Source organism: Clostridium sp. ZBS15 (assembly GCF_023845705.1).
GTDB lineage: Bacteria > Bacillota > Clostridia > Clostridiales > Clostridiaceae > Clostridium > Clostridium aquiflavi.
Window position 1 is genome coordinate 2,775 of sequence record NZ_JAMQHY010000003.1, and the last position, 13,188, is coordinate 15,962.

The 13,188-nt window shown below is 28.1% G+C and carries 9 protein-coding genes; 1 reads left to right on the top strand and 8 read right to left on the bottom strand.

Features of this window, described 5'->3' with window-relative positions; genetic code table 11:
• Positions 1-485: 485 nt before the first annotated feature.
• The 7 genes from NG904_RS01415 to NG904_RS01445 form a co-directional block, all read right to left on the bottom strand.
• Positions 486-2,921 (bottom strand): hypothetical protein, encoded by a 2,436-nt coding sequence (locus NG904_RS01415; RefSeq protein ID WP_252229288.1) that lies wholly within the window; start codon positions 2,919-2,921, stop codon positions 486-488.
• A 429-nt stretch (positions 2,922-3,350) separates the two neighbouring features.
• A complete protein-coding gene (locus NG904_RS01420) occupies positions 3,351-3,644 on the bottom strand; it encodes a DUF2442 domain-containing protein (RefSeq protein WP_252229290.1) in 294 nt (97 codons plus the stop codon).
• Positions 3,645-3,688: 44 nt separating this feature from the next.
• A complete protein-coding gene (locus NG904_RS01425) occupies positions 3,689-4,624 on the bottom strand; it encodes an Rpn family recombination-promoting nuclease/putative transposase (protein ID WP_252229292.1) in 936 nt (311 codons plus the stop codon).
• Between the two features lie 85 nt (positions 4,625-4,709).
• Positions 4,710-5,783, bottom strand: coding sequence for a DNA-processing protein DprA (gene dprA, locus NG904_RS01430; RefSeq protein WP_252229294.1), 1,074 nt, complete (start codon positions 5,781-5,783; stop codon positions 4,710-4,712).
• Between the two features lies 1 nt (position 5,784).
• Positions 5,785-7,323 carry a YifB family Mg chelatase-like AAA ATPase gene (locus tag NG904_RS01435; protein ID WP_252229296.1) on the bottom strand — a complete coding sequence of 513 codons (1,539 nt, stop codon included), beginning with the start codon at positions 7,321-7,323 and terminating at the stop codon, positions 5,785-5,787.
• Positions 7,307-7,897 carry an REP-associated tyrosine transposase gene (locus NG904_RS01440; protein WP_252229298.1) on the bottom strand — a complete coding sequence of 197 codons (591 nt, stop codon included), beginning with the start codon at positions 7,895-7,897 and terminating at the stop codon, positions 7,307-7,309. Before NG904_RS01440 ends, NG904_RS01435 begins: the two co-directional genes overlap by 17 nt.
• Positions 7,898-8,053: 156 nt before the next feature.
• Positions 8,054-9,256, bottom strand: a complete 1,203-nt coding sequence (locus NG904_RS01445) for a cell wall-binding protein (protein ID WP_252229300.1) — start codon at positions 9,254-9,256, stop codon at positions 8,054-8,056.
• Between the two features lie 296 nt (positions 9,257-9,552).
• Between NG904_RS01445 and NG904_RS01450 the strand changes: the two genes are divergently transcribed.
• Positions 9,553-11,007 carry a DUF2334 domain-containing protein gene (locus NG904_RS01450; protein ID WP_252229302.1) on the top strand — a complete coding sequence of 485 codons (1,455 nt, stop codon included), beginning with the start codon at positions 9,553-9,555 and terminating at the stop codon, positions 11,005-11,007.
• Positions 11,008-11,076: 69 nt separating this feature from the next.
• Here the strand turns inward: NG904_RS01450 and NG904_RS01455 are convergent, their stop codons facing one another.
• Positions 11,077-13,116, bottom strand: a complete 2,040-nt coding sequence (locus NG904_RS01455) for a M13 family metallopeptidase (protein ID WP_252229304.1) — start codon at positions 13,114-13,116, stop codon at positions 11,077-11,079.
• Positions 13,117-13,188: the final 72 nt, after the last annotated feature.

Genomic DNA, 13,188 nt, shown 5'->3' on the forward strand with positions numbered 1-13,188 from the left:
AGTTCAATTACAATGCCACTTTACCCATTGCATTTATAAACATATGTAAAATATATCATTTTTATTTCATCTCTTATAGTTACCAATAGAATTCATACATAATAAAATTTTACTAAAATATGATACAAATAAAACACCATGTTTTTAAGCTAGCGTTGATATTATCGTATAAGGGCGAACTGGCATTGGAATTTGCTTTTTAGAACTGTTAAGTGAGAATCTAAATTTTATATTTAGCTTTTCGAACTTACTCAGCGAATGTATATGAGCCAAGTTTCCTTTTAGTCTTACAATTAATTGCTTGTCAGCAATCTTTGATTGGGAGCATGCATTAATTGGACTAAGCTTTATTTTTAGAGTTGTTAAAGTAAATTCCTCTGTCCATGAGCTTTATACTATAATATCAACACTCACCTAAAATATAGCTTTTTATATAAAAATAAAGGACTTCCAAAAAGGAAGTCCTTTATTACTTAAAGCTTAAATTATCTAATCCAAGCTCCATTAGCTCCTAAAACATAACCATTAACAGTTGTGTTAGCTAACATTTTTCCTGATCCTTCACAGAAGTACCAAGTTCCGTTATCTTCAATCCATCCAGTTTGCATTTGTCCAGATTGGTTTAACTTGTACCAGTTTCCTGCAACGTTAGTCCATCCAGTTTGCATAGCTCCTGAAGCATTTAAGTAGTACCAAGTTCCGTTATCACTGTACCATCCAGTTTGCATAGCACCTGATCCATTTAAGAAGTACCAAGTTCCGTTAACTTCTTTCCAGCCTGTAGCCATCTTTCCATCATCGTTCATGTAGTACCATTGTCCTCCAACTGGAGCCCAACCTTTAACCATGTTTCCTGTAGTATCGTAAAGAACCCAAGTTCCGTCAGCTTGTTTTTCCCATCCTGCTTGTTTAGCTGGAGTAACTATTTCAGTTGCTTCATCTTCAGTTACTTTCTTACCTTCTTGAAGAGTTGTGTAAGAATCTTTATCTTCATTCCAAGCAACTAAGCTGCCATCATCATATACATTTAATTTATTAAATGACTTATCACAAGTATACATTTCTTTGAATTCGCCTTTAACAAATTTGTATATCTTACCATTATCTATAGCCCAAGTGTTTCCATTAACATCTATTGAACAAGCATCTATATCATCTATATCTTGATCATCATCTTCATCTTTTTCAGCTAAGTAAACATCTACTTTAGAATCAAATCCTGAAATTGGTGCATTATCAAATTCAACTTTATCTTTCTTTAATTTGATAGTTGTTACAGATACATTTCCATTATTGTATTCAGTAGCATAAAGTACTTCATCAATAACATTGTATTTTATTCCTGACTTATCTAATATTTCTTGTGCATCATCAGCATCTCCACAATCATAATCAGATGAAATTTCATATGAAGCTACACTCTTAGGAAGAAATGCTCCATCTTTCTTTTCTCCTTGAGCTTTAGAAATCTTTTGGATGTAAGTTGCATTTCTAAATTTCTTATGAGTAGATGCATTGTTTCCTTCTTTTACAGTTACATTTTCTTTTAAATCGTTTTTAACATCTGCTTCAGTTTTATTAGTTGAAGCAGTGAAAGTTAATGTTGCAGCATCAAATACATAACCATCTTGTGGAGTAATTATAAATTTTGCCATAACTTTATTTCTTAAATCTGTTTCATCTTTATATTCATCACCCTTCTCAGGCCTAGCTGCTTCATTAAATTTAAATTCTTGATCTCCTACTTTAAATATAGGTGCAACCTTATTTGGTGTTATTACTTGGTCTTTACCTTCAGTTCTACTGTATTCACCTAAGCCTTCAGAATCTTCTATTACTGCTTTAGCTACTTTTCCAGCCTCTTTAGCTTCTACTATAACTTTATTACCACCCTTAAGTTTAGCAGTATATCCATCTAACTTATTTAATGTATCTATTACAGTATCTGCCTTAGCAATATCTACTTCAACATCTTTACCATCAACTTTAAGTTTTTTACCATCTTGTAAAGTAAATTCATATACTTCTTTTGTTGCTTCTTTTACTTCATCAAGCATTTCAAATTTAGCCTTGTTTAAATCTATAGTTGCAACTGAATTAGATTCCTCAACATTTTCATCTAAACACTCATCTGTAATTTTAACATCTACTTTAGCATATATATAATCTTTGTCTTGAGCTAAAACTTCTGGTTGTTTATTTAATTTAACTTCTAATTTTACATCTTTATCTACATCATTAAATTCGTCAACTTTAACAACTTTTTTCTTAGCAGTACTAAATGCATATACATTTGCTAAGTTAGAAGCATCAATGTATTTTCCTGAATCGCTAACAAATCCATATAAATGATTTGTATTAACTGCATTGTCCATTCCGTCAGCATCACTATCTTTTATTTCAGCTTTGTAAGAATACCATACTTCACCAAATTGATTTGGAGTTATTCCTAACTTATCATCATCATCAGTATTTGGTAATGTTACTTCAACTGCATCGCCATATCTATTAGTTTTTTCTAACTTATTTCTTAATTTAGTTTCTGTAGTGTCTCTCATATCTCCAGCTAAAATATCATCATCAATTACTTTTCCATTTGATAAATCAACTAAATATTCATCTGATCCATCTGTTAAGAACGCATACTTATCTCCATAAGCGCCATGTAAAGTTGCATCTTCAATGTTTTCTAATTGCTTGTCCTTATCTCCACCATTATTATAGTAGATTGCTTTATCGTCATCATCACTTCTGTATCCTTCGTAGATGTATTTTCCATCTTTGAATGCTACAGCTGTTTCAACTGTACCGTCTTTACTTCCTAATCTTGTTGTAGCGTTAACTCCAGTTGCTGGAACTAATGAAACTACTGCTGCGGCAGCTACTAATAAAGCTGTCATTTTGTTTGCTCTGTTAAACATAATTTCTTTCCCTCCTAATTTTAAAAAATCATTAATAAATTATACCATTTAAACATTTTACTGTAAAGTTTGATAATTTTATAATGATATGATTTCATTTTACTTTTATGGATTTTTATAGCTAAAAACCCACTTTAATTATTATACCAAAAACTTTATTCCTGTCAATTCATTTTTTGGTGTATAATTTGCTTATTTAGCAAATTATCTATATAAGTTATATTTTTTCTATATGTGGATTAATATCCCATATATCTTTCGTTATACAATACAATCCTATTCTTCTTTTTAGGGCCTTTTTTGAGAAAATAAATTAAAATTTAAAATTTTTTATTATTTTCCCATTTTATGGACCCCAGGGGTAAGCAAAAAAAAAAAAACAGACAAGACTTTAAATCTCATCTGTTTCCATTTTTTACACCCCAGGGGTCAATTAAATAAAAATTCCTGTTCTTCAACCTCTGGTGAATTTTCATAGATATTAAAAGGATCTAAATCTAAACATTTAGTTTCATCATAGCTCCCCTCTAAATCCCAAGCTAAAGTACCATTTAAAACAGTACAACAATTTTTAAATAAATTTATATCTTGTAATTTAGTAAAAATTCCAAACTTAACATCTTCACTAGCATCATAAAGTTTTATAGATCCATCATCAAAATATACATACACATTAAAATTATCTGTTGGAATTACTTGAATAACTTCTGGCATATATTCCATAATCCTATCAAACCTTTCTTTATACTAAATTTATTTTCCATTTTTTACACCCCAGGGGTGATTATTTTATTTATCTCATCTTCTGTTAATCCTGTTAATTTAGATATAGTTATATTATCCATTCCTAATTTATTTGCCTGTATTACTGTTTCTTTTATTTTCTGCGTTGCTCCTTGCTCAATACCTTGCTCAATACCTTTCTCAATGCCTTGCTGTATTCCTTTTTGTATTCCCTGCTCAATTCCTCTTTGTATACCTTGTTGAATCCCTTTTATTTCAGCTGTTTGCATACAAGCTATATAATCTCTAATTGCCTTTAATTCTCCTTCATACAGCTCTCTTTCTTCTCTATCCAAATACATAACATCTAACTTTTCAACAGCTTTTTTTACAGATTCATCTACTGCTAATTCAGTTGGTATTTTATCTTTTTCAAGCTCATAAGCTCTATTTAAAAATGCTATCCATCTATCTAAAGTAGTTTTCACATCTTTAAAATCCTTCTTAAACTTATTAAGTTCTATAAAATGCATTTCAAATACACTTGAAAATTCTTTTTTACTCTTCTCATTATATACTTTATATACATTATGAAAGTCGTCTTCATCTATATAATCAAAATCTAAAATATTTATAGATATAGTTTTTCTTAATTTGTCATAATTATATCCACCTTCTAATTGATCTGAATATACCTTAGCCCAATAATAGAAAGCTCTTTTTTCATAAAAAACCTGTTCTGATAGTTGCATCTCTATGTCATACCAAGTTCCTTTTTCATCTACTGCTTTTATATCAAGTATGCTCATTTTGTCACTTTTATAATTTGCTATGTTATATGGATTTTTAAGTATAATATCCTTTACTTGTTGATCCTCTGATAATATGGAATTTATAAAAGAAATAAGTATATCCTTATTCTCTTCACTTCCAAATAATTTTTTAAATGCAAAATCTACTTTGGGGTTTAATCTACACATAAAATTCACTCCTTAGCATTTTTTATCTATATATATTATACCCTATTAAAAACTCTTCATAAATCATAATCTTTTTTTCCATTTTTTACACCCCAGGGGTAAACAGTCCTCTTTTTTGTATTATGTAGCCTTTAAGCTCCATTTGAAGTAACACTTCTTCTATATTATTAATCAATCTACCTAATATAATTTTTATTTCATCTAATGTGGCTGGCGATACTTTCACCAAATTATAAATTTTTTCTTCTTCTTCACTCATTTTAAATGACGCTAACTTATGATTATCATATTTTACAACAACCTCATTTGAAGCAATCATTTTAGGATTAAGATATATCTTTGCCCCTTCAAATATTAATTGATTTGTTCCAACACTAAAACCTTCATATATATTATTAGGTACTGCAAAAACTTCTTTATTATATTTCATTGCACATCTAGCTGTATACAACGCTCCACTATTTTTTCCTGCTTCAGTTACAACTATTTTCTCACACAACATTGCAATAATTTCATTTCTTCTTATAAAATTTTGCTTTGCATTTTTGCTTCCTGGTGGAAATTGAGATATTACTAAACCTTGTTCGCATATAGCTTCCATTAATTTCATGTGTTCTTTTGGATAACATCTATCTAGCCCTGTTCCTATAACAGCTACAGTATATAAATTATTTTTCAAAGCTACTGTATGTGAATACCCATCTATTCCTTTTGCCAGCCCACTAATTATAGGGATATTATTTTTAGAAAGTTCTTTTGATAATTCTATGGTTACTTTTTTACCATATTCACTACATCTTCTTGACCCAACTATTGCTACTGATTTAGAAAATTCTTTTATTATTCCTTTTGCATATAACACTATTGGTGAATTCATATATTTATTTAACTGACTTGGATACTTTTCTTTATATTTTCTTAAAATGTATATATCATTTTCAATACAGTAATTATATATTTTTTGACAATAAGTTAAATCCCTAGAATTAATGATTTTTTCAGCTAATTTATTGCCTATTCCATCTATTTCTAATAATTGTTCATATTTTGCTTCATATATAGATTGCACATTATTAAATTTTTTAAAAAGTTTAGAACCTATTACTCCTCCTACTCCATCTATTAAACTCAACCAAATATATAAAATCTCTTCATTCATACTAAACAATAAGCATAGATGCTTGCTCCTTTTCTATTTCTCTACACATTAATGCTTTTATAATGTGAGACTTATTGATTTTTTCACTACCTTCCATATCTGCAAATGTCCTTGCAACTCTCAAAAATTTATGATATGTTCTTGCACTATATCTAAATTTTTCATAAGAATCTTTTAATATTTTCTTACTATAATTATCTAAAATGCAATACTTCTTAATAAGATCTGGTGTCATAACTGCATTGCAATTAACATTTTTATAATTTTTATATCTTTCCCTTTGAATATTTCTTGCAGCTTCAACTTTTTCTCTAAGACTTTTAGAACTTGGTCCTGGAGTATTATTTGATAAATCCATAATATTTACTGCATTAAAATTCTTTTGTATATCTATTCTATCCATTATTGGACCTGATAGTTTTTGCCTATATTTAATAATTTCATAATCAGTACATTTACACCTTTGCTCTCCATAATATCCACATGGACAAGGATTCATGGCTGCAACAAGCATAAAATCTGCTGGAAAATCATGAGTATACTTAACTCTAGAAATTGTAACTTTACCATCCTCAATAGGTTGCCTTAATGCATCTAGGGTTTTCTTATTAAATTCTGCTATTTCATCTAAAAATAGAACTCCATTGTGTGAAAGTGAAATTTCTCCTGGCATAGCAAAAGTGCCTCCACCTATTAGTGAATTTAATGAAGCATTATGATGTGGTGATCTAAATGGTCTTTCTGTTATTAATGCCCCTCTATTTTTCAATAATCCTGAAACACTATATATCTTAGTAACTTCTAAAGCCTCTTCCTCACTCATAGATGGGAGTATTGTAGGGATTCTTTTAGCAATCATTGATTTACCACAACCTGGTGTTCCACACATCAACAAATTATGTCCACCAGCTGCTGCAACCATTATAAATTCTATGGCACTATCTTGTCCTTGAACATCACTAAAATCTATTAAATATTTATTAGATATTTTATGATTAGCGTTATTCAAATTTATAGGTTTATATGGATTTATTCCTGATATAAAATTAATAACTTCATTTAACGTTCTAAAAGCAAAAATATTCATATCACTAACTAGACTTGCTTCTTCCACATTTTCTATTGGTACTATTATGTTTTTTATACCATTATTTTTGGCTTCAATTATCATTGGCAATATTCCTGTACATGGTCTCAAATCACCATTTAAAGATAGCTCGCCTATAAAACCATATGTACTAATTTCTTTAACTTGTACCTGCTTCGATTGTATTAGCAATGCAACTGCCATACCTAAATCATAATGAGATCCCCTCTTTTTAATATCACTTGGAGATAAATTAACTACTATTTTCATTTTTGGAAATTGAAACTTAGAGTTTATTATTGATGCTTCAAGCCTCTCTCTAGATTCTTTTATGGCAGTATCCCCCATTCCTACTATAGATATAGACGGTAATCCATCTATAATATCAATTTCTATTTTAACTAAATATCCATCTATACCTAATATTCCAAAACTATTAACCACTGTAGCCACTTAACTTCCCTCCCTCTTTATTGATACTAAGTGCATTCTCTACAAATTCCTTATATAAAATATCTCTATTCCTTTTACTAAAATAATCTAATATTATTTCTGGATTTATTGTTTTTTTAGAAGTCTTTCCTATAAACATAGAATAACTAGACCATTTGTAATACTCAGGTTTCTTAACTATATTAGCCCTTACTGGATTTAAATGAATATATCTACTAACTTCTAAGATTTGTTTATCATCTTTTATCAACTCTGAAAAATATCGTGATTGAAATAAATGTCCTATGTAATTGTATTTCTTATTAAAATATTTTGTGTATGTAGAATTCAATCTTCCCATTATTCGTGTTAATGGTTCTTTTCCTGTTTTTATTATTAAATGCACATGATTACTCATCAAACAATATGATATTAATTCATAATTTAAATAATCATAATAATGTAAGCTATCATCAAGTTTATTCAAATAAACCCTAAAGTCTTGTTCATCTAAAAAAATTTTACTTCTACGATTACCTCTAGTTGTTATATGGTATATAGCACCTTCATACCATATAATTTTAGGTGTTGACATATTAGCATTTCTCCCTATAACTATTATTATTTTAAAGTATAGACATAATCTTTTTATTTAAACATTTCCCATTTTCTGGACCCCAGGGGTAGATACACCAAAAAAACAGATAAGATCAAATCTTATCTGTTTCCATTTTTTACACCTCAGGGGTGATTAATATGGGTAATAATAAAAATGTGTAGATGGATCTGTATCATATATTGAATCATAATCTTTAACATTTCTTTTATGTACTACATTGTTACCAAATTTTTTTCTTTGGTTATCTGCAATATATGAATTCCATCCATCAGCCCAACACATAAATGTGTATACATGAGAATTATTTTTTGTAAATACAATATCTCCTGGTTTTAATTGGTTTAAATCATAACACGCTACAAATCCTTTATTCTTTAATTGACTTTCTAATTGAGCTACATTTGCAGTATACGTAGAAATATTGAATCCATTTCTTCTTAAAACTTCTGATAAAAAATATACACAGTTATTACTCTCAATTCCGCCATGCAGTCTTATTGCTTCATCATGCACACTTACTTGATTATATGTATTAGTCATGTATTTAAATATGTTGTAATTAGTATTTGAATGAGAATAATCTCCATATATATTTACACATTCCCCATTAAACTGAGAATATTTATAGCTATCATACCATGTATTTTCAGCAAGAGTTCCGTCAGCATTAAATCTATAGTTTTTTCCGTCTATAATTTTTTCTTCATTTGATAGCATTGCACCTATATTTCTATCTAAATAGTACCACTTTTCCTTTAATTTTTTCCAACCATATTCGATTTTTCCTGATTCTGAAAAACAATACCACTTCTCATTTACTAATTGCCATCCTGTTAACATCCCCCCATTATTATTAAAATAATATGTTGTTCCATTTATGTTTTGCATGCCTTTTTGCATTGCTCCATCATTGTTAAAGTAATACCATTTTCCAAATATGTTTTTCCATTCATTCTTAACTAATTGATTTTTAAACTCATAATAATACCATGAACCATACTTTTCTTTCCATCCAATTGTATGTAACTCTTCTTTTAAAGGTTCATCTTCTTTTTCTTCATCTTTATCAGATTTCTGTGATGATACATCAGTATTATTATGCTTGTCCTCTTTTTCTTTTGTATCTTCTTCCTTAATATCTTTTACATCCTTTGTATCCAGATCTAGTTCTTTCTTTGATTCATTCTTTAATAAATTACTTTCAGTTAAAACCTTATTTTCTTCAACTAATTTAATCTTTTCTGGATTTGTACTTTGACTTGCAAAGACTGTTGTTGGAATACTATTAATACATAGTATTAATGATAAAATCACTATTATTTTCCTTTTCTTCACATTAATCTCCTCATTTTTTCTTTTGTATTATGCATATTTTTAATATATATATGTTAGTTCTATTTTTACAAATTTATTAACTATCAAATAATGCACCTTAATTTATCGTTAACTGTTTATTAATCTTTATCTTAAATTTAAAAGTAGAAATTTTTTATCATCTACTCTTTTGTGCTTCTCACTAGCTTGTCCAGTTTCCATTTTTTACACCCCAGGGGTATAGCAATTACAGTATCATGTTATACTATATTTTATATTACATATTCAATAGATATGAAAAGAAAGGAATTTTATTTATGAGAAAAAGAATTTACACTTATCTTCTTTTATTATTCATTTTTATTTTTTTAACGGCTTGCAATAATACAGATGAAACTAAATCTTCTAGCTCAATTGATAACGATATTAGTAGTAATGATGAGAATTTAAATTTTGATAAATTATTTAAAAAAGGTGATGAACTTTCTAATGATTATTCCACATTTAAAGATTTTGATATGAATAAAGATGAAGCAAAACTTAAAATAGATGGAAAAAATTTAAATTTTACCTTACCAATATACTTAGATAAGAATAGATACTATTTACCATTAAATGAAATTGCCTATAATTTAAACGGTAAAGGCGTGAAAAATGAAGATATATTATCATTAAAAATAAACGATTTAATTTATTCTATTAATCTTTCAAATAATACCGTTAAGTGTCCTAATAAAGAATTTAAATTAAAAAAAGATTTATTAAACTCTGAAAACATTTATTACATATGTTTCTCTGACTTCTCTAATATGCTTGATTTATATACTACATGGGATAAGGATAATAAGATAATTAATTGTAAAATTAATTCTAGTGAAAATATAAAAAATGCTAATAATGAAGTAAATAATAATAATAATGATAACTCTAAAAATACTAGTGATGATACTGATATAGATAATGAAAATACACAGATAGGATTAATACGATTTGAGGATATATGTTTAACTTCTCAAAGTTATGATAAAAACTACTTTGAAAATCTTCGTGTAATTGGAACATACATGAATGAAAAAAATATTCCTTATCATATAGCTTGGATTCCAAGATACAAAAATCCTAATTTTAAAATTGATAATAATCCTTTAACTAAAAATAATTTTGAGATTGCAGAAATGGTTTATACACTTGATTATTTGAAAAATAATAATGCTGTAATTGGTTTGCATGGCTATACTCATCAGTTTGGACATCATGAATCAGCTGCTGGATTTGAATTTGGAAAGTTTGAACCTTCACCTGTTGTGTTTAGAGAAAAAATAGAAAAAGCTATTGAAACAGCATCATACTTAGATATACCAATAAATTTTTTTGAAGTACCACATTATGAGATAACTCAAGAACAAAATAAAATTGCAGAAGAATATTTTAAAATACTTTACTATCCATTTAATGATTATGGTGTTGACAATGCAGATTTAACAAAGCCACAACTAAGTCCTTATAATAACACTTCATTATATATATCAACTCCATTAGATTATATTGCAGAAGGTAAAGAAGATCTTTGTTTAGATAGAATTAAAAATGCTGATACCTCTAATATGGGTAGTGTATTTTTCCATCCTTCATTAGAAAATAATTTTATTACACTAAGTGAAGATTCTAATGGCTGTCCATGTTTTAGCTATGATGATAATTCTATATTGAAACGATTAGTAAATATATTAGAAGAAAAAGGCTTTAAAATGACTAAAGTAACTGAACTTTAAAAGATCAAGCTGGTGACAGTCACCAGCTTGACCTTTTTCCATTTTTTACACCCCAGGGGTGATATTATCCTACCAAATCTTTAATCTATTTTCTGGTTTTACATACATATTATCATTTTCTTTTATTCCATATATTTCATAGAATTTATCAAATTGTGATAATACTACATTTGATCTTACCTTATTAGGTGAATGTACATCATTTTCAAGTTTAAGATCTCCATACTCTTTTGTACTAATTTCACGCCATACATTAGCATTACTTTCAAAGAAATCTTTGTAATTAGCCTTTGGCATCTTATCTAATATATCTAATGCACAAGCTATTCCTCCAAGGTCAGCTATATTTTCTCCTACTGTAAGATCTCCATTTACACTTTTACCATTATCAAGTTTTACATTATTATAAAAGCTTCTTACGTTATTAGTTTTTTCTTCAAACTTTTTATAATCTTCAGTGCTCCACCAGCTATTTAAGTTACCATCACCATCAAACTTGGCTCCAGTATTATCAAAAGCATGACTAATTTCATGACCAATGATTGCTCCAATTGCTCCTAAGTTATGTTCTTTTGAAGCATTTACATCATAAAATTGTTGTTGAAGAATTCCCGCTGGAACTGTGATTGAATTAGCTGTTGGATTATAGAAAGCATTTACCATTTGTGGTGGACATGCAAATTGTGATTTATCTACACGTTCATTTAATATACTTAATTGCTTTTCTTCTGCAAATTTACCTAAATTTATTAAATTTTCAAAAAGTGAACCGCCTTCTTCATATGATCTTATTTTTAATGAAGAGTAATCTTCCCATTTTTCAGGATATCCAATTTGAACACTTATTTTATTTAATTTTTCTTTAGCACTCTTTTTAGTTGAATCACTCATCCAATCTAAATTTTCTATTCTCTTTTCATAAGTTTTAATTATTTCATCAGTCATATCTTTAACATCATTTTTAGTCTTTTTAGAAAAGTATTTTTCAACATATATCTTACCAAATGGCATTGCTAATGCTGAATTAACTATATTTATAGCCTCTTCATCTTTAGGAGTTTCTCCACTTGAACCTAAGTAAGCATTAGAAAATTCTTGTGCTGCTTTTTGGAAATCATCACCTAGACAACCTGCTGCACCTGCTATATTTTTTATTTCTATATAATCTTTAATAAGCGGTAAATTTTCTTCAGTATAAATATCATTCATTGCTTTTAACCAATTAGGTTCTGTTAAAATTATTTTATTAGCTTTATCTATTTTTAAATCTTTCATAAGATCTTTTATCTTTAAATTTGGAGCTACTTCGTTAAGCTTATCTAAAGTATATACATTATATTCATCATCTATTGCATTAGGATTTTTTGAGCTCTCTTCTTTTCCTATTATTGATGGTGCTATCATGTATTCTAATTTGTAAAAATTATCAACCTTTATTTTTGCCTCTTCTTCAGTATATCCTACTAAAGTTAAGATCTTTTTATAATAATTTTCAGAAAGACTTTTCACTCTTGCAGTATTTTCTGTTGGCTTTACATATTCATCAGAATTTCCTAAGCTAAGAGAAGTTGATCCAACATATGCTGCATATCTAGTGGCATCTTTTAAATCAACACTACATCCAATATTAATTAATGGATTTCCAATATCATATTTATTAAGTTCTCTAACATCATTTAAAGTCTTAATGTTTTTAATCTTATCTAATATTCCCTTAATAGGTTCTATGCCTTGTTTATTTCTTGCTTCACTATTTAAAACATTCTTATATAAATTAATCATTTTTTTCTCATCACTATCTTTTGAATAGTTCTTTTCATTAGCTAGTAATTCTTTCATTATTTCTTTCTTTTGCTCTGTTAATGCCTTTTCGGCTTCATTAAATGCTGAATTAGATACTTCACCAGCATCAATCTTAGCAGTATTTAACCATTCTTTATTAGTTACACTATAAAAGTCATCTTGTAACCTTATATCGTCAGATACTACTTTACTTCCTAAATTAGCTGTGTCAGTTACTTCAGCTGCTTTAACATATGTTGCTTGTGACATAAATAATGAAAATGCCAAAGCACATGCTATAAGCCTACTCTTTTTAAATTTTGCCATTTTAAGTCTCATCCCCTATATCTTATTAATTTTTAGATTACATTTTTACAGGGTACTTATATATGTCACTTT